The organism is Trinickia dinghuensis (assembly GCF_003367175.1).
GTDB classification, from domain to species: Bacteria; Pseudomonadota; Gammaproteobacteria; order Burkholderiales; family Burkholderiaceae; genus Trinickia; species Trinickia dinghuensis.
In genome coordinates this window covers 85,867-110,526 of record NZ_QRGA01000021.1, presented here as the reverse complement: position 1 = coordinate 110,526, position 24,660 = coordinate 85,867, and the positions used below count along the sequence as shown (strand labels likewise).

The window sequence follows — 24,660 nt, the reverse complement described above, 5'->3', positions numbered from 1 at the left end:
TGTCAAATTATTTTAATAAGCGCTTCTCGCAGTCGAGAATCGTCGACGTCGATGTACCGCATCGTATCGTCAATCGATTCGTGACCGAGCAACAATTGCACCTGCTCGACTGCTCCGCCGCACCCAAGCAATCGCGTCGCGAACGTACGCCTGCCACTATGGCTTGACGCCTTGAGCCCAGCCGCCTGATACAAGCCTGTCACGTACGCCTGAAGTGAATCCGCTGTCCAGTAGTCCACCGGCTGACCATCAGCCGCAATCCGAAATTTTCGGTTTAGCGCATACGGGTATCCCTTGCGGCTCAAGATCAACGGCAGGTCGGGAATAAGACCACGAAACCGGCCCTCCTCGAGCGCGGTGCCCAATCCGCGCTTGATCCGGTACGCAAGGTAGCACTCGATCGCCGCGATAACCTTACGGCCGGTGAAATACACACACCGCGGCCGACAGCCCTTTGTAATCGCCGCGCGCAATGAGACCTCTGTGTGGAGCTTCCCGGGCGGATACATCACATCGGCCACAGTGATTTGAGCAATCTCGCTGATTCGCATCCCTGCGCTTAAACCGAGTAGCAGAATCACCGCGTCTCGCTCCGGGTACCGACTTGCTACTCCCGTGACGCGGAGAAGGTGGCGGGTCTGGCCTGGCGATAGCGTCGCCGCGCGCTTGATGGTCCTGAGCATGCTGCCTCTCTGAACGGTATTGAAATCGGACTTGTTCAGAGAGAAAACCGCTAAGGTTCTTTTTTTAGCGTATCACACCGCAAAACAGGCGAACCTAGGAAAATTCCTAGTCCAAAAAGTTTCCTGTCGGCGCATGCGCACGATTCTTGTCCAAGCATTCATTTGCCTGCGCCAAAAGCGCCCGCCATCTGCTGCGCGCGCCTCACCTCGTCGCTGTGCAAGTAAATCGACGTGGTCGAGATCGATGAGTGCCGCAAGTTGTCGCGAACCGTTGTCAGTTCTGCTCCGCGCGCGAGCGCATGTGTGGCGTGAGTGTGCCGCATCCATGCCGAACACTGAGCCGCTTCCGTGGTCGGCCAACTGGTAATCCCCCGGCGGCACGGTATCGGTTCTATTTGTCGGTATCTACGCGTGTGCCACCACATGAAAACGCGCTTGCTTTAGAGGGGCGGCCGGGACGCAGATTGCCTGGCGTAGAGCGAGCTCCGACCACAAGCCCTTGCTTGTGCGTCGTCGTGATAGACAGTGAAATTCTTAACCAAGCCGCATGCTGATGGAACTTGATCCAATCTGGACCCCACCTCCCAGACCGATCGCCGTGCGTAGCACGGCTGCAGCTTCCTCTGCCTCTCGTTGCGAACCTGATGACTTACCGTCATCCCGCGCAACCGCGGCTCTGCCAATGTAGAAGCCGGCCTCCAAGTCCTCTCTTTTATACCCGTCTGCCAAGCGCTTTATCTCATCCACAAAACCGACCCCAGCATCAGTCAGCTTTCCAGCACCCTCGTTGTACATAGTGGGGTAATTGAAGTGACCGCCAATCGCTGCGATGGTCGCAAAACCCGGGGGCGGGCCTATGACTTTTATGATCACCCCGACACACATTATTAGCCCTTTTATTTCCAGCACGCCTTCGGTTACCAAAATCGGCTGGTCGCCCGCTTCCGTCACGGACGTGGAAGCACCACTGGACGCTGCGGCAGTCGCTACGGCCGCGCCTCCGCTGCGCGCCTCTACGATCGATGCATCTTCATTTGCGAGCGGGTCGGAACCATAGAGTTTCACCCACTCCTCTCTCGACTTTTTCTGCGACGTTTCACCATTTCGTACATACCACATCTTTCGGTTGACTCTGTTGTACATCCATTGCGCCCCGGACACCAACTCGTCCCACCGATATGTCAATCCGCCGCCATCTATCCATTTCGGCTGCACAGTTGTGGGCTCAGCAGGCATTTGCGACTTAATTTGCGACTTATTTGGCAATGCGGCGACCGAGCCGGCGATTTTGCGCTGCATGGCCCGCTTTCCCATGTGATCGGCCTCGCGCTCCAGCGCTTCGTCATCGTTCACCGGCACCTCGCCATGCATCTGCAATGTCGGGCGAACCCGCCCCTGCGCTTGCTGCACGACATGCCAAGCCTCGTGCGGCAAATGCCGCTCCTGTCCCGGCGCGAGGTGGATGTCGCTGCCTTGGGCATAGGCGTGCGCATTGAGTTGCGCCGGCCGCGAAGAGTTGTAGTGCACCTTCACGTGGTCCATCGACATGCCGGATAGCGATTCGATGCCGCTCTTGAGGTTGTCGGGAAGGCCCGTCCTGCCGCTCTTCGTGCTCACCGCAGCCAATTGGGCCGGCTCTGAGTCGGCTGCCATCTCGGTTACCGCCCTTTGGGCAGCTTGTGCTCTCGGTAGGCCGCCGTTAGAACCGAACGAATCCTGAATACGCCGGCGTTGGGCATTGACGCGCGGATTGTCGCGCATCATCGCCTGCATGGTCGTCAATCGTTGCCCGCGCGGGCTGCTGTCGGCCATGGCTTGCAGCGTGCCTTGGTGCGTCGCCTCGGGCCTGTTATCCGCCAGTTGCAACGCCGCGCCTAGACTTCGCGCAGTATCTACCCCGGCACCTAGATCACGCTCTCGCGCAAGCTGCTTATCCGGATATGCGTTCACGGTCATTCCCTCACGTTTCCTATCCTGGCCAAGTCATCACGCGGAACAGCCTCGCCGTAGTTCATCGGGCGACGCTTTCGATCGTACCACGCACGCCTCCCTTTTCCTGACGTACCGCGAACCGCGGTCCAGGGCCAGACGACGGGGCAGGCGTGGGAAACCGAGACCGTCGCGTCCCCTTCAATGCAAGATCTTCGCGAGAAAATCTCTCGCGCGCGCGGAGCGAGGGTTGTGAAAGAAGGCGTCCTTGCTATCGTCCTCGACGATGCGCCCGTGATCCATGAAGATGACCCGATGCGCCACCTTCTTGGCGAAGCCCATCTCATGCGTGACGCACATCATCGTCATGCCTTCCTGAGCCAGTTCGACCATGACGTCGAGCACTTCGTTGATCATCTCCGGATCGAGCGCCGAAGTCGGCTCGTCGAAGAGCATGGCGACCGGATCCATCGACAGCGCCCGGGCAATCGCCACACGCTGCTGCTGGCCGCCCGAAAGCTGTCCGGGGTACTTCCCCGCATGCGCTTGCAAACCAACGCGATGAAGCAGGCTCAGCGCCTTCTCCGTCGCCGCGTCCTTCGCTCTGCCCAGCACTTTGATTTGCGCCAACGTCAGGTTTTCGGTGATCGACATGTGCGGAAACAACTCGAAGTGTTGAAACACCATGCCGACCTTCGAGCGCAGTTTCGACAAGTTCGTATGCTTATCGCCCACCGACTCGCGGTTAATGGTGATCTCACCCTTCTGAAACGGCTCCAGCCCGTTGACGGTCTTGATCAGCGTCGACTTCCCCGACCCCGAAGGGCCGCAGACGACCACGACCTCGCCTTTCTCGACGTGGGTCGTGCAGTCGGCCAAGACCTGAAACTGGCCGTACCACTTCGAAACATTGCGGATTGAAATCATATGCAAACCTACTAGTGAAAGCGCCGGCCGGCGGCCCGGCGCCGGTCAGCGATGCCGGCCCAGCCGATGCCTGCGTTCGAGCACACGGGCATACCAGGTCAGCGGAAAACACATCGCGAAGTAAATGAGCGCGACCATCGCGAAGATCGGAAATGGGCGAAACACGGCATTCGTGATCACGGTCCCCGCCTTCGTCAACTCCGTAAAGCCGATGATCGAGGCCAGCGCCGTACTTTTTACGACCTGCACGAGAAAGCCGACCGTCGGCGGCACCGCGATCTTGAACGCCTGCGGCCAAATCACGTAGCGCAACTGCTGCGCGTAATTCATCCCCAAGCTCGCGGCAGCGCCCCACTGCCCTCGCGGCACGGCTTCGACGCATCCGCGCCAGATATCGACGAGATACGCGCTCGTGTACAGCGTCAGCGTGACGGTCGCAGCCGCCCACGGCGAGATCTCCACGCCCAGCAGCGGCAATCCGAAGAACGCGAGAAACAGCTGCATCAGCAGCGGCGTACCTTGGAACAATTCGACGTACAGCACGACGAGCCGCCGAGGCCACGCGAGCGGCGCCACGCGCATCGCCAGCAGCACGACGCCGACACCGCCCCCGCACACGAAGGCGATCGCCGAGAGCAACACCGTCCAGCGCGACGCGAGCAGCAGGTTGCGCGCAATGTCCCACATCGAAAAATCGCCCATCACCGCTGCTCCGTGGAAAGTTCGCCCTGCGCGCGTGAACGAATGCGCGCCAGCAACGACCGCGGACGGGAAGCCGAACGCGCGGCCCGACCGGTGAAGAGCCTCCTCGCGAACCGGCTCAATAGGATTCGCAGCGCGATCGCCAAAATCAGGTAGATCGCCGTGACCACGAGATAGCACTCGAACGACCGAAAATTCCTCGACTGAATGAAGTTGGCCGCGTACGTGAGATCGGGAACGGAGATCTGCGAGACGACGGCCGAACCGAGCATGACGATCAGCACCTGACTCAGCAGCGCCGGGAACACATTGGCGACCGCCTGCGGCAGCACGACGTAGCGAAAGGCCACGCGCCCAGGCAAGCCGAGCGCAAGTGCCGCCTGCACCTGCCCATGCGGAATCGATTCGATCCCGGCACGCACGATCTCGATCGCGTACGCGCCGAGATTGACCGTCATCGCCAGCACCGCGGCCTGCATTTCGTCGATGTGCACGCCGAAGCTCGGCAACCCGAAGAACACGAAAAAGAGCTGCACGAGAAACGGCGTGTTCCGTATCAGCTCGACATAGGCTGCGATGATCGAGCGCGCCCACTTCGGCCCCGCGCAGGCGACACTCGCGCCGGCCACGCCCACGATGCCGCCCAGCACCGTGGACACCGCGGTCAGCCCGAGGGTGACTTCGACGCCGTGCGCGAGCATTCCGCCGTAAAGGCCGAAACCGGTGAAATCGAAGGAGTAGCTCATCGCGACGTCATCCGTGATTCAGGTGATGGGAGATGCGCCATCGTCAAAGATCGGCCGGCAAAGGCGCGCGCAGCCATTTCTGCGAGATCGCATTCATCGAGCCGTCCTTTTTCGCTTTCGCGACGGCCTCGTCGATCTTCATTTTCAGGCGCGGCTCGTTCTTGTTCAGGCCGACGTGGTCCGGCGAACTGAAAAGTTCGAACTTCTGCTCCGGATCGTTCGCTGGATGGCGCGCGAGGATCGTCGCACCCACGTCGTTGCCGACGACCATCAGTTGCGCCTGTCCCGACAGGAACGCGGAGATCGCCCCGTTTGGGTCGTCGAATCGCTTGATGACGGCCGACGGCGGCGCCACTTTGGTGATCGACAAATCCTCGAGCGTGCCACGCGCAACCGACACCGTCTTGCCGGCCAGATCGCCCGCGTTCTTCACGCGGAGCGTCTTAGGCCCGAACACGGCCAAGTAATAAGGCGCGTACGGTTGCGAGAAATCGATGACCTTCGCGCGCTCGGGCGTCTCGCCGACCGACAGCAGCATGTCCACCTTATGGTCCGCGAGGTACGCCATCCTGTTGTCGCCCGTGACCTGCACCAACTGCACTTTGGCGCCGAGCGCCTTGCCGATCAGGCCCGCAACGTCGATGTCGTAGCCGTGCGGCGACATATCCGGCCCGATCGAGCCGAACGGCGGGTAATCCTCGAACACCCCGATCCGCACCACACCCGACTTCGCGATCGTATCGATCGCATCGGCATGCGCGGCCGGCGCAAAGGACGTCAAGCCGATCATGCCCACGGCGACGAGTGCGACGGCGGTACGTGCGAACAGGCTATGCATGGCGCGGGGGGCGCGCGTCGAATCTTTCATGGTGGTGTCTCCTCTTCCTCTATCTGCGAATGGCAGTTGAAAATGCAGTGGGTCGAATCGCTACGCCGTGCGCGCGGCAATCAGCTTGCAGGAATAGGCCGGCAGCTCCGCGGATACGACCATGCCGACGCTCAGATCCGGTGTTTCGCGCGGGGTCGTCGCGGCCGTCAATACGAACCCGTCGCAGTCGATCGTCGCTTCGATCGATGCGCCGACGTCACGGATGAAGGTCACCTTCCCCGCTATCCGGTTCGCTACCGCTCCCGCATCGGCGCGCTTGATGCAGACGTCCTCAGGGCGAATCAGCAGGCGGATGTCGCCGGCCGTTTCGGGCGCACGCGTGGAGGCAGTCACGCCGATCTGCTGTCCGCCCGGCAGAACGATCTGCCCGCCCTTTGCCACGGTCACCGGCAAAATGTTTCCAAGCCCGATGAAGTCGGCCACGAATTCATTGACCGGCTCCCGGTAAATATTCAACGGCGTCCCAACCTGAGCAATGCGCCCTCTTTCCATCACGACGATTTCATCGGCCATCGTCATGGCTTCGCGCTGATCATGCGTCACCATGATCGTCGTGATCCCGAGCCGCTGTTGCAGCAGGCGAATTTCGACTTGCATGGCTTCGCGCAGCTTCGCGTCGAGCGCGGAAAGCGGTTCGTCGAGCAGCAGCAATTTCGGCGACGATGCAATCGCGCGCGCTATCGCGACACGTTGACGTTGCCCGCCGGAAAGCTGCGTGACGGGGCGGTTCGCCATATGCGGCAATTGGATCAAATCGAGCAGTTCCGCGATGCGACGCGCTTGTGCGGTCTTATCGATCTTGCGAAGCCGCAGCGGGTAGGCGATGTTCTGCGCCACCGTCATGTGCGGAAAGAGCGCCAACGACTGAAACACCATGCCGAAGTCGCGACGGTTAGCCGGCAAGTGCGTGATATCGCGGCCGGCGAACATCACGCGGCCCGAGGTCGGCGTCTCCAACCCTGCGATCATCCGCAGCAATGTCGTCTTGCCGCAGCCCGACGGGCCGAGGAAACAGACCAATTTTCCGTCGGGCACGCGCAGGTCGACGTGATCGACTGCGTATGACGCATTGAATTGCTTCGTGACGGCCTGCAAGGTCAGATGGGTCATGATGGGTTCCTGCCGATGCGGTATAGCGCGAATGATTCGGAGCGCGAATGCGTCAGAGCGCGACGCCTTCGTCGCCGACCAGCTTTTCGAGAAGCCAAATCAGTGCGAAGTCGATCAGCACGATGAACACCGCGAACGAAAATACGGTCGGGTCGAGGGACGATACGGTGCGGCTGTACAGCCAGATCGGAAGCGTCATCGAATTGATGCCGTAGAGGAAGAACGTCACCGTGAACTCGTTGAACGAGATGATGAACGCGAACAGCATGCCGGCCAGAATGCCCGGTTTCATCAGCGGCAAGATCACATCCACCAGCGCCCTCAGTGGGCCTGCACCCATGAGACACGCGGCTTCCTCGTACTCCGGGCCGATCGACGCGACCGACGCCGCGCAGTTCTTCACCGTGAAAGGCAACGCCAAAATCACATGTGCGACGACGAGGCGCGGAACGCCGAGGTCCAGGGGCAAGACGTTGAACACGAGCAGCAGCGACAGCCCCAGCATGACGAGCGGGTAGACGAGCGGCAGCGCGACGAGCTGCTCGACGATCGCCTTGCCGCGAAAGCGGTAGCGCGACAACGCATATGCCGCTGGGACGGACACGGCCGTCGCGATCAACATCGTCGAAACCGCTACGATGAGACTCGTGCTGAACGCGCTGCCCATCGACATGACGTCGGCCGCATCGGGCGAAACGAACGTGTGCCACGCGGCGCGATACCAATGCAGTCCAAAGCTTCGAGGCGGGAACTCGAGTGTGTCCGAATTGCCGAACGACATGACGATCATCGTCAGGATCGGCATCGCGGCGAGCAGCAAAACGAATCCCGCCAGCATGCTCGTCATCCGTCCGAGGCGGCCGGGCATCGCCGCCCGAAGGCTCAGGGTGCTCATGAGCGAGGCTCCTCAGTACGTTGCAACGCTCGCACGAGACGTTGCGAAACCGCCATCACCACGAGCGTCGCCGCCATCAGCACCACGCCTGACGCGGATGCGGCGGGCCAGTTCAGCAGCGGCGCAACCTGATCGTGAACCAGCACGGCCAACATCGGCACCCTGCGTCCACCGAGCAAAAGCGGCACGGCGAACGCGCTCGCGTTGTAGGCGAAGACGAGCAGCGCCCCGGAAACGAGTCCCGGCATCGCGAGCGGCAGCATCACATGACGCAGCGTCTGCCAGCGCGTCGCGCCGAGCGTCGCGGCGGCCTCCTCGTACGAGTGCGATACCGCACGCATGGCGCTCGAGAGCGGCAGCACCGCGAGCGGAAATGCAGTCTGGATCAACCCGAGCAGCACACCGTGTTCGCGATACAGCAACATCACCGGCCGCGAGACCAGATGGGTTGCAAGCAGCAGGTGATTGAGCAAGCCGGCGGGCCCGAGTATCACCAGCCACCCATAGCCCTGCAGCAGCAAATTGACGAGCAAGGGCAGCAGCACGCCGGCCAGCAGCAGGCGCCGGGCGAGGCGCGACCGCGTGCGCGCCATCGCCAGCGCAACCGGTATCGCCAGCACCACGGCGCAGACCATGCTTTGAAATGCGAGCGAGAGCGTGAGCCAAAGCGACTTGAGGAAATAGCTGTCGAGCAGATCCGCGTAGTTCTGAAGCGTCCACGCCCGCCATTCGTTGCCTGAAATGCCGAAGCTCATGCGGATCACGGCGAGCGTCGCCGCCACGAGCACCGCGAGAAACACGAGAATCGGGGCGAGCAAGAGCCAGGGAGGAACACTCGGGAGCGCGGGAGCGGCCGGCAAGCCGCCCTCCTGCATGGCCCGAACGGTTCCGGAACGTCGAGGCGAAAGCGCGGACATGGCCATCACGCCGAGAAGATCTCGGTGTACCGCTTGATCCAGGCAGCTTGAACCGCGGCAAGCGCCTTGTCGTCGTGCAAGACGGCGTTGTGAGCGATTTGCTCCGCCGACGGCACGAAGGCGCGACTGGCGGCGGGGATCACGGCCTTGGCGTTTACGGGGCCGTTCAGCACATCGGCGGCCATGCGGCCTTGCACGCCGGCATCGAGTGAATGATTGATGAAGGCGTGAATCAGGTCGGCGTCGCCGGGGTGCGCTTTCGGAATGACCGAGAACATCAGTTGCGTCGCAAACCCTTCCTTCATTCCATAGGTGACGCCCATGTTGTATTCGGGCTTGCGAATCTGGTCCGGGAAAAATGCCGGAGAATAAATGCCGCCGAGATCGAGCGAGCCGGTACGGAACAGATCGGCGATTTGGTTAGGATTCTCGCCGAGCGTCATCACGCGATCCTTCAATTGCGCGAGCTTCTTGAAGCCCGGTTCGATGCTCTGCTGCGAGCCGCCGGCCATTTTGGCGGCGATGATCGCGAGATCGACGGCCTCCGCCCACTCCGGGGGCGGCAAGAAAATACGGCCCGCGTATTTCTGATCCCAAAGCGCCTCGTAGCTCGAAGGCGGTGTTTTCACCGTGGACGTGTTGTAGATGAGGCCGTCCGACCACAGCAGATAGCCGATGCCGAAGCCGTTCGCACCCGTTCGATACTGCTCGGGCACATCCTTCAGATTGGGCAGTTTGTCGAGATCGGGCTTCGTCAACAGGCCCGCATCCGCGAGGCCCGAAGCACCGACGCCGGCCAACGTGATGACATCATAGGTGGGCCGCTCGCCCGCCGCCTTCACTTTGGCGACCATCCCCGAGGTGCCGTCCGCGCGATCCGCAATGACCTTGGCGCCCGTCTTCGCGCTGAACGTCTGCGCGATATTGCGCAGCGCTGCCGTCCCCGTGTCGTCGGACCATGTGAGCAAACGCAGCGTCTTGCCCGCGAAGCTGCGTTCCTGCGCGCGTACGCCGCCGATAAACGGCATCGGCAAAGCAGTGGCCGCCAGTGCCGCGCCGATCGTCTTGATGGCGTTTCTCCTGCCGCGCTTGATGTCTTCCATGATCGTCTCCGGTGTCGCTTTGTGCGTGTGGGTCGATGTCGATCCGTCGATCGACGATGCTGTGCGTGAAGAAACTCTAGATGCGTCAAATACCGGCAACAATCGAAATCTCTGCATGAGCGCTATGACATAAGCTCATGCGCGCGAGATCGTCGTGAGTACCTGTTTGATTTCCTGAAATGCGGCCAACCCGAACGGGCCGAGTTCGCGCCCGACGCTGCTTTGCTTGAATCCGCCCCATGACGTCTGCGGGAATATCAATTGCGGCGCATTGATCCACACCACCCCGGCGGCTAGTCGATCCGCCACCCGCTTACCGCGTTTCGCGTCGCCCGTCACGATCGATCCGACAAGCCCGTAGTCGGTGTCGTTCGCCATGTCGATCGCCTCCTCTTCCGTGTCGAAACCGCGCACGCACAGCACCGGGCCGAAGATCTCTTCTTGCCACAGCGCGCTCGTGATGGGCGTATCCGCGAATACCGTCGGCCCGACGAAATAGCCCGGTCCTTCGGGCACGTCCCCGCTAGCCACTAGACGCGCGCCGTCCGCTTTGCCCCTTTCGATGAATCGCCGCACGCGCTCGTGTTGGGCGCGATTCGTCAGCGGCCCCATCTGCACGTCAGGGGCGAACGGATCGCCTACGACGATGCGCGTTACTCGCTCGGCAAGTCGCTCGGTCAGGGCTTTCGCGATAGGACGCTCGACGAGCACCCGCGACGTAGCCGAGCACATTTGCCCCGCGTTGAAGAAACCGCCGCCCGTGACGAGGTCGACCGCCAGATCGAGATCCGCATCCGCGAATACGACGATCGACGACTTTCCGCCAAGCTCGAGGCTCACGCCTTTGACGGAGTCGGCCGCGGTCTTCATTACCTGCTTTCCGACCGCCGTGCTGCCGGTAAACGACACCTTCGCCACCCGGGGATGCTCCGCCAGCGCCGAGCCGACCTCCGCTCCCGTTCCGGTCACGACGTTGAGCACGCCTCGCGGCAGCCCAGATTCGGCAACGATGGCGGTCAATTCGAGTTCGGGCAGCGGCGTCACCTCCGACGGCTTCAGGACGACCGTGCAGCCCGCCGCGAGCGCGGGTGCCAGCTTCCAAGCCGTGGTCACCATCGGAAAATTCCACGGAACGATCAGCGCCACGACGCCGGCGGGCTCTCGGCGTATAACGGCACGGTGATCGGCGCTCGGCAGCGCAACCTCCACTTCGCCGGTGTCGTCCAGTTGTTCGGCGAGCCCCGCGTAATACTCGAACGTCGCCGCCACATCGGCGATATCGACTTGCGCTTCCGCCAACGGTTTGCCGTTGTTCAGCGATTGGAGTGCGGCCAAGTGGTCGCGCCGCGCCTGCACGCCACGTGCGATCGCTCGAAGATAGGCGGCACGCTCGGCGCCCGAGGTGTGCCTCCAACCCTCGAATGCTCGGGTCGCGGCTTGCACGGCGCAATCCACATCGGCCGCGCTGCCTGCTTGAACGTCGGCAATCGTCTCTTCGGTCGACGGATTGACGACCGACAACCGGTCGCCCCTTTCGCCGCTGCACCAAAAACCGTCGATATAGAGCTGCGTACGCGGCGGCAGAGCAAGAACGTGTGGGTCGCGCGTATTCATGAACTCACCTTCGCGAACCAGTCCGCTTCACGAACCTCGATCACAGTGGGGGCCTGTCGCGACACCGCGTGCTGTAACGCGGCGGCCAGCGCCTTGGGATTGTCGACGCTAGTGGCGTCGCACCCGAAGCCGCGCGCCAGCGCAATGAAATCCGGCGTGAAGATGTCCACCCCGACGGGCACGATATCGCGCGCCGCCATGTATTTCCGAATCTCGCCGTAGCCGAAGTTGTTCCAGACCACCACGACGACCGGCGCCCTAGCCTCCACCGCGCTGGCCAATTCCGGCAGCGTGAACTGCAAGCCGCCATCGCCGATCAGGCACACCACCGGCCGCCGAGGGGCCGCGAGTTGCGCGCCGATGGCGGCGGGCAAGCCGTAACCCAAGGTGCCATAGCCCGTCGAGGAATTGAACCAGGAACGCGGTGCGCTCGCGTCGTGCATGAAATTGCCGACGTACACGGGGCTCGTCGAATCTCCGACGATGATCACGTTCCGCAGCGCGCCGACGATCGTGTCGATGAGCCGCTTCTGCGCATGCGCCGGCCCGTCGTAGTTCACGCAAACCGCACTGCGCACCGCCGCGACGCGCGCCGCGCCCCAAGTCGGCTCGATCACGACGGACTCGAATTTATCCAGTATGTCCGAAATGCCGCCGAGCGCCTGCTCCGCATCGCCCAAGATGCCGACGTCGGGGCGGAAATTGCGCATCAGTTGCTGCGCGTCGATATCGATGCGAACGAGGCTTCCCTCGATCGAAAAGCCCCCATCGAACACGACGTCGTAGTCAGTTTCGCCAAGCTCCGTCCCGACCGCCAAGACGACATCGGCCTCTCGGATCATCGCCCGCGTCTCGGGCAATGATTGCGTCGATCCGATCAAGAGCGGATGAGCGCACGGCAAGAGCCCCTTGGCATTGATCGTCAGCGCAACAGGGGCTTGCAGACGCTCCGCCAGCTCGCGCAATTGCGCCGCGGCGCTCAGCGCGCCGCCGCCCGCAAGAATCAGCGGGCGCCGCGCAGAGGAGAGCAGGAACGCCGCCTCGGCCAGCGCGGCGGCGCTAGCGTGCGGCTTTGCCGGAAGGGGCGCCGGACTCAACGCAATGCCGTTCGCCGACGCCACGATCACATCGAGCGGGATTTCGATATGCACGGGGCGCGGACGCGCGCTCTTGAACACGGCAAAGGCACGCGCCAGGACCTGCGGCAATTCGGCCGGGTCGTAGAGGGTATGCGAAAACGCCGTGAGTCCTGCAAACACATTGCGCTGCGAAGGCAGCTCATGCAGCCGGCCATCGCCGCTCCCGAGCTCCCGGCGCGCGTTGACGCTCGAGACGACCAACATGGGAATCGAGTCCGCGTAGGCCTGCGCCATCGCCGTCGCGATATTGGTCATCCCCGGGCCGGTGATGATGAAGCAGACACCCGGGTTTCCCGTCACCCGCGCGTACCCGTCGGCCATGAAACCCGCGCCCTGCTCGTGCCGCGGCGTGACGTGACGAATCGAAGACGCCGCGATCCCTCGATAGAGCTCGACAGTATGGACACCCGGGATGCCGAACACGTACTCGACGCCATACCCCTCGAGCAACCTCACCAGCGCCTCGCCGCAGGTTCGATGCGAGACCGGCGACGGCGCAGCCGTCGCTAAGGCCGCTTCATCGAAACAGATTGGATTCTCGGGAAAATTCATAGGTCGTGACACTCTTGATTTGGGTTCTAACCTTGAAGGCGGTCGATCCGGTGCACGCGATTCGATCGTCGATCAGCAGGCGCCGCGATGCATAAGGGCGCCTTCCTTTCGATGCATTCTCGATATCGGCACCCTAGCCGGCAATCGATTACTTCTCATGGCGCGCATGACATTCCTGCATACCCTGCGCCGTGGTCGCGCGCGATCGATCGGGGCGGCGGACGTCCGCTCAATCGCGGCGTACGACGCCCGGGAACACGCACAACATTTCATACGCGAGGTTCGCGCCCAACAGCGCAGTGGTGCCGAACGGGTCGTAGGGCGGCGCGACCTCGACCAAATCCGCGCCCACCAGGTCCAAGCCCCAGCAGCCGCGCACGATTTCGAGCGCCTGCGGCACGGTCAGCCCCGCAATCTCGGGCGTACCCGTGCCGGGCGCGTAGGCGGGATCGATGCCGTCGATGTCGAAAGTCAGATAGACGGGGCCCGCGCCGAGCTGTTCGCGCACCTCGCGCATCAACGGTTCGAGCGAGCGGTTCCAGCAAGACTCGGCCTGCACGACGCGAAAACCTTGTTCGCGGCACCAGTCGAAATCTTCGGCGGCGTAGCCCGTGCCGCGCAGCCCGATCTGCACGACGCGCTCCCCATCGATCAACCCCTCCTCCGCCGCGCGTCGAAACGGCGTACCGTGGGCGATCTTTTCGCCCATCATCGTGTCGTTGACGTCCGCGTGCGCATCGACATGGATCAAACCGACTTTGCCGTGCTTCGCGTGGATCGCACGTAGGATCGGCAACGTGATCGTGTGGTCGCCGCCGAGCGTGATCGGCTTCGCGCCGTGCGCGAGAATCGCGCCATAGGCCGCTTCGATGCGCGCAATCGAGTCATGCAAGTTGTACGGGTTGATCGCGACATCGCCGATATCGGCCACGCGCAGCGAATCGAACGGCGCAGCCCGCGTCGCCATGTTGTACGGACGCAGCAGGACCGACTCCGTGCGCACCTGACGCGGCCCAAAGCGCGCACCGGTGCGGTTGGACGTGCCCAGATCGAACGGCACGCCGACGAAGCAAACGTCGAGCCCCTTTGCGTTCGGCAGATGCGGCAGGCGCATCATCGTCGCGATGCCGCCGCTGCGCGGCATTTCGTTGCCGCCTAGGGGTTGAAAATACTCTGTCGCCATCGATTCCTCCATTTGCATTCGTTCCGCCGTATGATTAGATCGTGCCTGCAGATACGTTTATAAAGCGCCGCAAAGGAAAGTTGAATCACGAATAGTCGATGCTCACATAGGCTTTTGGCTATGTAATCCGAGGCAAAGGAGACCAACGTGCTGACAGGACTCACCGATCTCGACCTGAGGCTCATCCGTATCTTTCTCGCGGTGGCCGACGCGGGCGGCATCACCGTCGCGCAAACCACGCTGAACATCAGCCAACCAACGATCAGCGCGCAATTGGCCGCGCTCGAGACCCGGCTGGGCTATCGGCTCTGCGATCGCGGACGCAGCGGGTTCAAGCTGACCGAGAAGGGAGAACGATTCCTCGCATTGGCGAAGCGCTTGCTGGCGGCCGTCGAAGAATTCGGCGACGAAGCGCGCAACCTGGACAAGAAGCTTGTCGGCACGCTGAGGATCGGCCTGATCGGGCACACCCCGATCAGTCAGAACGCACGCATCAGCGACGCGATCGCGCAGTTCCGGCGGCGCGACGAAGCGGTGCGTTTTTCAATATCGGTTTGGTCGCCCGGCGAGTTGGAAGAACATCTGCTGAAAGGCGACATTCAGATCGCCGTCGGCTACTTTTGGCATCGCGTGCCGACGCTCGAGTACACCCCGCTGTTCGCCGAACGGCAAATCGCCTACTGCGGCCGCGCTCATCCCCTGTTCAAACGTGCCGGCGCAGTCAAGCCGCCGGCCGTTGCCGATAGCGAATGGGCTTGGCGCAGCTATCCGGTGCCGGAAGCGCAGATACCCGTCCGGCCTCGCCGCATCACGGCGCAAGCGGACAACATGGAGGCGGTATCGCTGCTGATTCTGTCGGGCTCGCATCTGGGCTACCTGCCCGAGCATTTCGCCGCCCCCTACGTCGAGCAGGGTTTGTTGGCGGCGCTAAATCCCAAGCTGCTCGCCTACACGGTCACGTTTCACATGGTTACGCAGAAGTACACCCGGCCCAGTCCGATCGTCAGCGCTTTCATCGAGGATTTAAAGCATGCGCACGGTGGTGCCGCGACCTAGACGTCTCATCGCGGCGGGCCTGGCCACCCGGGTAATCGCTCAAACGCCGCGACGCTCGCTGATCCACTGGCTGAACAACGCCACCTTCGGTTGATGCGCGACGCAATCCGGGTAGACGAAGTAGTAGCGCGCGCCTGTTTCGACGAACGTATCGAACGGCATGACGAGACGCTTGGCCGCGACATCTTCCGCGACGAGCATCGAGTCGCCGATGGCCACGCCGAAGCCCTGCATCGCGGCGTTGGTCGCCATGTCGAGCGTTTCGAAGCTCGGCCCCAGGTTCACGTCCACGTTGGTCGCACCGGCGCGATCGAGCCACATCCTCCAATCCCGATGGTCGCGCGTGGGGTGCAGCAGCGTGTGCCGAGCCAGATCCGTCGTGTCGTTCAACGGCTTCTCGTCCAGGAGCTGGGGTGTGCAAACGGGTGTAAGCCGCTCGTCGAACAGCGGCACGGCATGCACATCGGCGCCGGGCGATGAACCATAGATGATCGCGGCGTCGAACGGTTCGACCGTGAAGTCCACGTCATGCTGCCAGGTTGTCGTGATCTGAACCTGCAGGCTCGGATGCTCGGCTTGAAACTGCATGATTTTCGGGAGCATCCAGCGCATGACGCAGGTTGGCACCTTCAGCGCAAGATCGGTGCGCTGGCGCGTGAGACGAAGCGAGACCTCTTCGATGCGCGCAAAGCTTTCCTTCACCGCCGGAAGCAGCAGTTCGCCTTCGGCCGTCAGCGTCAGGCCCTTGGCGTGGCGCTTGAAAAGCGGGAACTGATAGTAGTCTTCCAGCGCCAGAATCTGCCGGCTCACCGCACCTTGCGTCAGACACAAATGCTCGGCCGCGCGAGTGAAGCTGCGGTGGCGTGCCACCGTCTCGAAGATCTGGAGCGCGTTCAATGGGGGAAGGCGTCGCATGGCGATAATAGCGTTGGCGCAATCGAAATGGATACACGCCGGCCCGCGGACAGACTACCGGATGCGCTGCACATTAAGATCGGGAATCCAGCCCGATTGTGCAATACGGAATTTCCCTTCTTCCATGCAGTTCGCTCATGACGGCGAATGCGGCACGGGCGCGGTACCTCATGTACCGCGCCCGTGCTTCTTGCAGCTTCTTGCAGCCGGGGCCGAGATGCGTCCGCGTCGGCAGCGTTCGCTCGGCCTACTTCGCCGACACGTCGATATCGCCGAAATACTTCTGCGCGAGCGTCTTGACGGTGCCGTCCGCCTGCACCTTGGCGATGGCGGCATCGAGTTGCTTCTTCAAGGCCGCGTCGCCCTTCCGAATCCCGAAAGCGACACCGCTGCCAAGAATCTTGTCGTCGCGCACGGGCTGGCCTACGAAGGCGAAGTCCTTGCCGTCCGGACGCGAGAGAAAGCCCTTCTGACCGGCGGGGGCCAGCACCAGCGTGGCATCGAGGCGGCCCGTCTGCAAATCCGAATACACTTGGTTTTGGTCCTGATACGACACGACCGTCACGCCCGCGTTTTCCCAGTGGGCCTTCGCGTAGTTTTCCTGAATTGACGCCTGCAACACGCCCACGCGTTTGCCTTTCAACGCCTCGGGCGTGGGCAGCAAGCCGCTGTCGCGTCGGGCGATCAGCTGCGTCGGCACGCGGTAGATCACCGTGGTGAAGTCAATGGCTTCACGGCGCTTTTCCGTTGCGTTCATGGCCGAATTGATCGCGTCGAACTTGCGTCCCTGCAGCGCGGGGATCAGCCCGTCGAACGAGGTTTCCACCCACTTGCACGTCAAGTGCGCCGCGCGGCACACGGCATTGCCGATGTCGACATCGAAACCTTGCAGATCGCCGCTGGGCCCCTTCGATTCGAACGGTGGATACTGCGCTTCCAGACCGAAGCGCAACACTGAATCCGCGGCGAACGCGCTGACCGACGCGGATACCGAAGCGAGCGCGCACGCGAGCACGAGTAGTTTTCCGAGCAACTTCATGGATGATCTCCTTTCGTCTGTGATGCGGTATCCCGCGCTCTGCTCTATCAAGCCGCCGGCGCAACGTCAGACGGCATGGCGATACGCCGGCGCTCGCGCACCGGCGGCAATCAGATCGTGCACAACCGGCGCGCGCCTTCGAGCAGCGTGGCGTCGTCCTTCGAAAAGCTCAGGCGTATCAGGCCCGAGTCCGTGCCGTCGGTATAGAAGGCCGATAGCGGAATCGTGGCGACGCGCGCATCGCGAATCAAGCGAAGCACGAAGTCGCTGTCGCGCTCGTCGGAGAAGCGGCGAAAGCGCGCGAGCATGAAGAAGCTGCCTTCGCTCGGCAGCAATTCGAAACGCGATTTCACGAGCGCATTCGCGAGCAGGTCGCGCTTGCGCTGGTAGAACGCGGCGAGGCCTAGATAGCTCGCGGGATCGCGCAGCGCCTCGACGAACGCGTACTGCATCGGCGTGTCGGCCGAGAACACCATGAACTGATGCACCTTGCGGATCTCCTCCATCAGTTCGGCGGGCGCGAGGCAGTACCCGACGCGCCAACCCGTGACGTGATGCGACTTGCCGAACGACGAGACGATCACGCTGCGCTCGGCGAGTTCGCGATGGCGCGCCATGCTGTGATGCCGAGCGCCGTCGAAGACCACGTGCTCGTAGACCTCGTCGGACAACACCACGATGCCCGTGTTGCGCGTCAGGGCCGAGAGCCGCTCGATGTCGGCATCGCCGAACACCGTGGCCGTGGGGTTGTGCGGCGTGTTGACGATGATCATGCGCGTCTTCGGCGTGATGCTCGCCGCCACCTCGTCCCAGTCCACGCGGAAGTGATCGGTCGACAGCTTGATGGTCACGGGCATGGCGCCCTGCAGCCGGACGATGGGGGCGTAGCTGTCGAACGAGGGTTCGAAGTAGATCACCTCGTCGCCCGGATGCACGAGCGCGCTGATCGCCGAGTACAAGCCTTCGCTCGCGCTCGCGAGCACGGTGACTTCGGTGGCCGGGTCGTAGCGGGCGCCGTAGAGCTGTTCGACTTTTTGCGCGAGGGCGTCGCGCAAGGCGCCGACGCCGGCCATCGGCGCGTACTGGTTGTGACCGTCGCGCATAGCGCGCGTCACGCCGTCGATCAGCTTCGCATCGGGATCGAAATTGGGTGCGCCCTGCGAGAGATTGAGGGCATCGTGTTGCGCGGCAAGCTGGCCGATGACCGTAAAGATCGTCGTACCGACATCAGGCAGTTTCGAGCGAATCCGCAAGGCGCTCTGCATCGGGCTTTCTCCATCCGGCGGGATCGGCGCCCTGCCCGAACGGCAGGCACGGCTTCGATCCGATAGTGGCGATTAAGCCCGATACGGACGGCGCCTACAATCGAAACTTCGTCATGCGAGGCATGAGTTTTTGTAATGACGCGTTGACGGAAGACGTACGTGCCACGATCGAGGCGATGACCCAAGCGTCTGCTCGGGCCATCGCTTCTTCCCGCGAACCCAATCGAGAGTCGATGTCTAGCTAGTTATCGGCCAACGGATGCCGTGCCGTCTCGCTGCTTGCCAACATCGCGATCAAAGCGACGCCCGCCGCACCGACGAGATACCAGGCCGGCGCGAGTTTGCTTCCCGTCACGCCGATCAGCCAGGTCGCTGCAAGCGGCGCGGTGCCGCCGAATAGTGCGTTCGCCGCGTTGAACGTAAACGCAAAGCCGCTGTAACGCACGCGTGTCGGGAAAATCTCGGAAAGAAAGCACGGTAGCGTTCCGTCGTTCATGGTCAGCAACGCGCCGAACGCAATCTGAATCAGCACGACCGTCGCGAAGCTCGCGCCTGCCAGTCCCTTGAAAAGCGGCACGGTCAGCGCCGCGAACAGGATCGATGCACCGATCAACATGGTCTTGCGGCCCACTCGATCAGACAATGCGCCCATCATGAAAATAAATCCGATATACGCCGCAAGCGAGATCGTTGCGGCAATGAACGAATCGGTCTCGCCCATGCCCATCTCGGTCGAAAGATAGGTCGGCATGTAGCTTAATACCAGATAGAAAGCCACGGCATTCAAGCATGTCACGCCAAATGCGATCAGCATTTTGCCTCTATACCGGCGCAACAGCTCCGATGCCGGCGCCTGAGCAACGTGATGCGCCCCTTCGAGGGCTCGGAACTTCGGCGTATCTTCGAGACGCACTCGGATATAGCGCCCGACGAGCCCGAACGGTGCGGCAAGCAAGAACGGCAAGCGCCAACCGAAATCGTGGAGTTGCTGCGAGGTTAATACAGCATGCATGACCGCCACGAGGATCGACCCGAACAACAGGCCTGCCGCCGTGCTGGCAGGCACGATGCTCGTATAGAAGCCGCGCTTGCCCTCTGGGGCGTATTCCGCCAAGAATGCCGACGCCCCTGCATATTCTCCCGAGGCCGAGAAGCCTTGTATCACCCGCACGCTCAGTAACAGCATCGGAGCCAAGGTGCCGACCTGAGCATAGGTCGGCAGGAACGCGATCAGAAAGGTCGAGCACGACATGATCAAGATCGACAGCGACAGCGCCTTGCGCCGCCCCACCTTGTCGCCGAAATGCCCCCAAACGACACCACCCAGCGGCCGCACGACGAACGAAATCGCGAACACGGCGTAGGCCGCAAGCAGCCCCGTTGACGCGTTGCTCTTCGGGAAAAAGACCGCTGCGATGATCGTTGCTAGATATCCATATGACGCGTAATCGAACCACTCGACAAAATTGCCGATGAAGCTTGCCATGGCGGCCCGCCGAAGCAGCCGCGGCTCGGCGCTCGCGAGCACCGGCGTGTCTTCCTCCGCATGGATGGCCGAAGCGCCACTCGTTGACCCGATATTTGCAGCGCTTGGCTGCGGCGACATCATCTTTCTGGTACTCATCTTCTGTCTCCAAAGCGGGTGGTACCGTTCTATTCGGCTTTACAGCCCAAGATAAACCGGATGGCGAGCGCAAAGCTGAGCCACCTCCGTGCGCACGCGATTTTCTATTCGCGTATCGCCGCGATGATCGAGCAGGTCGCAGATCAGTTGCGCCGTCCGAACGGATTTCTCTTTGCGGAAACTGCGTGTCGTGACGGCGGGCGTACCGATCCGAATCCCGCGATTTAGGCTTTGATGATGTTGTGCTCGGGGCCGTACGGAAATCCGGTGATGTTCGTCGCGCCGGAATCGCCGATCACGAGAATGTCGTGTTCTCGGTATCCTCCTGCCCCAGGCCGCCCCTCGGGAAGCATGATCATCGGCTCCATCGAAACCACCATATTCGGCTCCAGCACGGTGTCGATATCTTCTCGAAGCTCGAGGCCGGCCTCGCGGCCGTAGTAGTGCGACAGCACCCCAAACGAATGGCCATAGCCGAACGTGCGGTATTTCAGCAGCCCATACTCCGCGTAAATCTTGTTCAGTTCGAGCGCAATATCGCAGCAGCGCACGCCGGGTTTGATCAACTGGAGCCCAGCTTCGTGCACTTCGACATTGATTTTCCAAAGACGCAGATGCTCGTCCGAGACGTGATCGAAGAACATGGTTCGCTCGAGGGCCGTGTAGTAGCCGGCGATCATTGAAAAGCAGTTGAGACTGAGAATGTCGCCCTTGCGAACTTTGCGGGTCGTGACGGGGTTGTGCGCGCCGTCGGTATTGATGCCTGACTGAAACCACGTCCAGGTGTCCATCAGTTCGGAGTCCGGGAAACGCCGGGCGATCTCGCGCACCATGGCCTGAGTCGACGCGAGCGCGACTTCATGCTCCGGCACCCCCTCGTGGACAGCGGCCACCAGCGCCGCGCCGCCAGCGTCGCACACGTTCGCTCCGTGTTTGATCAGATCAATCTCCTCGTCCGATTTGATCATGCGCATCCGCATCGCTTGCGCACCGATATCGACGAATTCGACTGAGGGCAGCGCTGCCCTCAGCTTCGACAATACCTCCACGGGCAGGTGGTCGAATTCGACGCCGACGCGTCCCTTGTTCTCGATTTCCCCCTGAACGGCGCGAAAAAAGTTATCTCGCTGCCAATCCGTGTACACGACGTTGTAGTCGCCCACCGTCCGACGCCACGGCTGGCCACCGTCGATGTTGGCCGAGATGGACACGACCTTTTTCGGCGTCACGACGAGCCCGTATTTGCGCCCGAACGAGCAATAGAGAAAGTCAGAGTAATAGTTGACGTTGTGATACGACGTGAACAGCACGGCATTGATATGCTCGCCCGCCATGAGCTCACGCAGCTTGCGCTGGCGATTTGCGTACTCTGCGTCCGAGAAGGTGTGCTTCACCTTCTCCCCATTCTCGATTCGGATCAAATCGTCCATCTTCATACACTCGCTCCTTTGCGGAAAACGTGGTTGGCACGTACGAATGGTAGAAGTTGGGGTGATTTTCAAATTCCTGAAATGGACATTGGACTTTGAATTTTGGCCATCGCGGGTTAACCACGATCCGAGGCCCGGTCAGAGCGAGCTTTGATACCGTCGCCTGTCGGCAATGGGGGACGCATTGAAGTGCGCCTTATAGGACGTCGAGAAATGACTGACCGAAGCGAAGCCAGTACGCGCGCACACTTCCTCGAGCGGGATCGCGGTACGAAATAGAAGTTGCCGCGCACGCAACAAGCGAATCTCGAGGTATGCCTGAGCGGGTGTCTTTCCTAGCCGCTCGTTGAACCAACGCTGGAGTTGCCGTTGCGACACCTTGAGATGCGATGCAATCTCGGCCACGCTCGACGTTTCCTCGATGTTGCTCTCCATGAACTGCAGTGCTTCGTCGAGCTTCTCGTGCTCGGTGCCGATATATTGGCGCAGCGACGTGGGCTGCTGCTGCTCGTGACTGCGTCGCTCGGCGATCAGCAACTCCAACACTCGGGCGGCGAGCGTATGGCTACCCGGCGACGTCCCGAGCAAATGCACCATCAAATCGAGGGGTGCGATGCCGCCGCTACACGTATAGCGATCCCTGTCGACCTCATAAAGGCGATTCGAAACCGTCAGTTTTGGAAACTGCTCGACGAGAACATCCTGGTCCTCCCAATGAATCGTACAGCGATAGCCGTTGAGCAAACCCGATCGCGCCAGGAAGTAGCTGCCCGTGTCGATTCCTCCAAGCGCAATGCCTCTTCTCGCCTGAAGCCGGAGCCAATCCAGAATCGTACCGATTCCTCTGCGCGGAATCGGGTTCGGCCCGACAACCAAGATAGCGTCGTACTTTGACGTTTCCGCAATCGATGTATCCGGCAACACCTGGATACCGTCGCTCGAACGGACGGCGTCATTCGTAAGACCTATGACCGAGTAGTCATAAACGCGCCGTCCCACGACCATGTTCGCGATTCTGAGCGGGTCGACCGCCGCGCCGAGCGCGATGAGAGAGAAGTTCTCGAGCAATAGGAAGCCATACCTCGTCACTCGGAGATCGTGGATGGTTTCGGAGCGTTTGGCGTTGATCCGTTGCGGCTCGTTGACGACCTCGGTCATTGGACGCATTGCGCAAGTGGGTGAGGAAAGGGGTCCGAGTTCCGATCTTACCGATCTGGCGGAATTCAACCTAGACAATATTGGGCGCCGCTCTGATCATGCTGACAAACGTGATGAATACAATCCAGACCTAATCGGTTCGGCTTTCGGGGCCGCGCACGCACGGCGCCACGGAGGCGCCCTGTCTTTTTGTGCGCCGCGGACGGAATACGACACGGGACCTTCACGTACCGCGCATAGAGTTTTCGGATTCGCTCATCTTTCGGAGGTGTCTCGATGGCAAATCAGCTCGGCAACATCAAGCACGTCGTTCAGTTGATGCTCGAAAATCGCTCGTTCGACCAGATGCTCGGCTTTCTCTATGACGGCAAGCGTGCGACACCTTCGGGTTCGCCGTTCGATGGACTAACCGGCGACGAAACGAATCCCGACGATAGCGGGCGCAGCATTCCGGTCAGCAAGATCACCGCCGACATGCCGAACGCCTATTTCAAACCGGGCGCCGATCCGGGCGAAGGCTTCTACAACACGAACATGCAGCTTTTCTCGACGGCGCACCCCGCTAGCGGTGCCGAGCCGAGCAATCGCGGCTTCGTCGTGAACTTCAAATCCGCCATCGATTACGATCTGGCCCATCACTATAGCGATTCGCTGGAGGGGACTCAGCAGGCGGACATCATGCTGATGTACACGCCCGACATGCTGCCCGTCATGTCGACACTCGCGCTCAACTATGCCGTGTGCGATCGGTGGTTCGCATCGGCTCCGACGCAAACCGTGCCGAACCGCGCGTTTGCGGCTGCGGCTACCTCTCAGGGGCGGCTCGACAATCACGTCAAGTCGTTCACGTGTCCGAGTATCTTTGGGCGCCTTTCCGACCAAGAAATCGATTGGGCGATCTTCGGCTATAACCGTCCGCCGCTCACGCGCACCGACTTTCCCGATACGCTGAACGCCGACGAGAGTCACTTCGGTCAATTCGATGACTTTCAGCGCCGGGCGAAGGCGGGCACGCTGCCGGCCTACACGTTTCTGGAGCCCGACTTCAGCGCGAGCGGCAACAGCCAGCACCCGAACTACGACGTCGCAAAAGGCGAGCAGCTCATGCTTCAGGTCTATCGCGCGCTGCGGGACGGCCCTGCTTGGAACGATACGCTGCTCATCATCACCTACGACGAGCACGGCGGAAACTTCGATCACGTTATGCCGCCCGAGACGGCTGCGACGCCGGACGACACGATCGGCGAATTCGACAATTTCGACTTCACGCGGTTTGGCGTGCGCATCCCCGCCCTGCTGATATCGCCGCGCATCGCAGCGGGCACTGTGTATCGCGCCTCGGAAGGCACCATCGATCACACCAGCGTGCTCAAGACCATCGAGGAACGTTGGAGCGTTCCGACGCTAACCAAACGCGATGCCGCGGCGCCGAGCCTTGGCGATGTGCTCACGCTGAGCGTGCCGCGTACGGACGATCCATTGGCCAACGTCCTTGCCCCTCAGTCCATGGCGAGTCAGCCCAACCGGGCCGCGCCGAGCACGCTTGAACGCCTGCATGCATGGCGCGTATCGAAGCTGCCGATCCCGGATGAAAACGGTCGATACGATCACACCCAGCCGCAGTTGAATTCCAGCGCGGAGATCGGCGAGTACATCCGCGATCGCACGGCTGCTTGGGATAGTCATCTGCGCAAACGTAGGGGCTAGCGCTTAGGCCATGTGCCTGGCGAACCGCGTCGATGACCTGGGCTGCGCCCCGCGGTTCTCCCTCAACGGCTTCTATC

21 protein-coding genes and 1 pseudogene are annotated in these 24,660 nt (G+C 61.7%); 2 read left to right on the top strand and 20 right to left on the bottom strand.

Annotated elements, in window-relative coordinates:
- Positions 1–2: 2 nt before the first annotated feature.
- The 14 genes and pseudogenes from DWV00_RS30075 to speB all read right to left on the bottom strand — a co-directional run bounded on the left by DWV00_RS30075 (position 3) and on the right by speB (position 14,389).
- Positions 3–683, bottom strand: a complete 681-nt coding sequence (locus tag DWV00_RS30075) for a tyrosine-type recombinase/integrase (protein WP_115537255.1) — start codon at positions 681–683, stop codon at positions 3–5.
- A gap of 158 nt (positions 684–841) precedes the next feature.
- Positions 842–1,009: pseudogene (locus DWV00_RS30070) on the bottom strand (tyrosine-type recombinase/integrase); the annotation flags it as partial.
- Between the two features lie 208 nt (positions 1,010–1,217).
- On the bottom strand, positions 1,218–2,639 hold the full coding sequence (locus tag DWV00_RS34775; RefSeq protein ID WP_245965091.1) for an eCIS core domain-containing protein: 1,422 nt from the start codon (positions 2,637–2,639) through the stop codon (positions 1,218–1,220).
- 174 nt (positions 2,640–2,813) lie between these two features.
- Entirely contained in the window at positions 2,814–3,539 is a 726-nt protein-coding gene (locus DWV00_RS30060; RefSeq protein WP_115537254.1) for an amino acid ABC transporter ATP-binding protein, read from the bottom strand.
- A 45-nt stretch (positions 3,540–3,584) separates the two neighbouring features.
- Complete coding sequence (locus tag DWV00_RS30055; protein WP_115537253.1) at positions 3,585–4,241, bottom strand: amino acid ABC transporter permease; 657 nt, start codon at positions 4,239–4,241, stop codon at positions 3,585–3,587.
- The gene (locus DWV00_RS30050) at positions 4,241–4,987 is read right to left on the bottom strand and encodes an amino acid ABC transporter permease (protein ID WP_115537252.1); all 747 of its coding nucleotides are present in this window, start codon (positions 4,985–4,987) and stop codon (positions 4,241–4,243) included. Before DWV00_RS30050 ends, DWV00_RS30055 begins: the two co-directional genes overlap by 1 nt.
- Before the next feature lie 43 nt (positions 4,988–5,030).
- On the bottom strand, positions 5,031–5,855 hold the full coding sequence (locus DWV00_RS30045) for a transporter substrate-binding domain-containing protein (protein WP_425452861.1): 825 nt from the start codon (positions 5,853–5,855) through the stop codon (positions 5,031–5,033).
- Positions 5,856–5,915: 60 nt separating this feature from the next.
- On the bottom strand, positions 5,916–6,986 hold the full coding sequence (locus DWV00_RS30040) for an ABC transporter ATP-binding protein (protein WP_115537251.1): 1,071 nt from the start codon (positions 6,984–6,986) through the stop codon (positions 5,916–5,918).
- 52 nt (positions 6,987–7,038) lie between these two features.
- Positions 7,039–7,881, bottom strand: a complete 843-nt coding sequence (locus DWV00_RS30035; protein WP_115537250.1) for an ABC transporter permease — start codon at positions 7,879–7,881, stop codon at positions 7,039–7,041.
- Positions 7,878–8,756, bottom strand: coding sequence for an ABC transporter permease (locus DWV00_RS30030; protein WP_245965095.1), 879 nt, complete (start codon positions 8,754–8,756; stop codon positions 7,878–7,880). The genes DWV00_RS30035 and DWV00_RS30030 overlap by 4 nt, the downstream gene beginning before the upstream one ends.
- A 47-nt stretch (positions 8,757–8,803) precedes the next feature.
- Positions 8,804–9,901: an ABC transporter substrate-binding protein gene (locus DWV00_RS30025; protein WP_115537249.1), complete on the bottom strand. Its 1,098-nt coding sequence runs from the start codon at positions 9,899–9,901 to the stop codon at positions 8,804–8,806.
- A 135-nt stretch (positions 9,902–10,036) separates the two neighbouring features.
- Entirely contained in the window at positions 10,037–11,515 is a 1,479-nt protein-coding gene (locus DWV00_RS30020; protein WP_115537248.1) for an aldehyde dehydrogenase family protein, read from the bottom strand.
- Positions 11,512–13,206: a 5-guanidino-2-oxopentanoate decarboxylase gene (locus DWV00_RS30015; protein WP_115537247.1), complete on the bottom strand. Its 1,695-nt coding sequence runs from the start codon at positions 13,204–13,206 to the stop codon at positions 11,512–11,514. Before DWV00_RS30015 ends, DWV00_RS30020 begins: the two co-directional genes overlap by 4 nt.
- 229 nt (positions 13,207–13,435) lie before the next feature.
- A complete protein-coding gene (speB, locus tag DWV00_RS30010; protein WP_115537289.1) occupies positions 13,436–14,389 on the bottom strand; it encodes an agmatinase in 954 nt (317 codons plus the stop codon).
- Between the two features lie 147 nt (positions 14,390–14,536).
- On the opposite strand from speB, the gene DWV00_RS30005 reads away from it, so the two are divergent.
- The gene (locus DWV00_RS30005; protein ID WP_115537246.1) at positions 14,537–15,445 is read left to right on the top strand and encodes a LysR family transcriptional regulator; all 909 of its coding nucleotides are present in this window, start codon (positions 14,537–14,539) and stop codon (positions 15,443–15,445) included.
- A gap of 39 nt (positions 15,446–15,484) precedes the next feature.
- On the opposite strand, the gene DWV00_RS30000 is transcribed toward DWV00_RS30005, so the two are convergent.
- The 6 genes from DWV00_RS30000 to DWV00_RS29970 all read right to left on the bottom strand — a co-directional run bounded on the left by DWV00_RS30000 (position 15,485) and on the right by DWV00_RS29970 (position 22,876).
- Positions 15,485–16,360, bottom strand: a complete 876-nt coding sequence (locus tag DWV00_RS30000) for a LysR substrate-binding domain-containing protein (RefSeq protein ID WP_115537245.1) — start codon at positions 16,358–16,360, stop codon at positions 15,485–15,487.
- A 247-nt stretch (positions 16,361–16,607) separates the two neighbouring features.
- Positions 16,608–17,399, bottom strand: coding sequence for an ABC transporter substrate-binding protein (locus DWV00_RS29995; RefSeq protein ID WP_115537244.1), 792 nt, complete (start codon positions 17,397–17,399; stop codon positions 16,608–16,610).
- A 110-nt stretch (positions 17,400–17,509) separates the two neighbouring features.
- The gene (locus DWV00_RS29990) at positions 17,510–18,664 is read right to left on the bottom strand and encodes a pyridoxal phosphate-dependent aminotransferase (RefSeq protein ID WP_115537243.1); all 1,155 of its coding nucleotides are present in this window, start codon (positions 18,662–18,664) and stop codon (positions 17,510–17,512) included.
- A gap of 241 nt (positions 18,665–18,905) precedes the next feature.
- Positions 18,906–20,288 carry an MFS transporter gene (locus DWV00_RS29980; protein WP_115537241.1) on the bottom strand — a complete coding sequence of 461 codons (1,383 nt, stop codon included), beginning with the start codon at positions 20,286–20,288 and terminating at the stop codon, positions 18,906–18,908.
- A gap of 224 nt (positions 20,289–20,512) precedes the next feature.
- Positions 20,513–21,724 carry an aminopeptidase P family protein gene (locus DWV00_RS29975; RefSeq protein WP_115537240.1) on the bottom strand — a complete coding sequence of 404 codons (1,212 nt, stop codon included), beginning with the start codon at positions 21,722–21,724 and terminating at the stop codon, positions 20,513–20,515.
- A gap of 132 nt (positions 21,725–21,856) precedes the next feature.
- Complete coding sequence (locus tag DWV00_RS29970) at positions 21,857–22,876, bottom strand: GlxA family transcriptional regulator (protein ID WP_115537239.1); 1,020 nt, start codon at positions 22,874–22,876, stop codon at positions 21,857–21,859.
- Between the two features lie 276 nt (positions 22,877–23,152).
- On the opposite strand from DWV00_RS29970, the gene DWV00_RS29965 reads away from it, so the two are divergent.
- Complete coding sequence (locus tag DWV00_RS29965; protein ID WP_115537238.1) at positions 23,153–24,583, top strand: alkaline phosphatase family protein; 1,431 nt, start codon at positions 23,153–23,155, stop codon at positions 24,581–24,583.
- Positions 24,584–24,660: the final 77 nt, after the last annotated feature.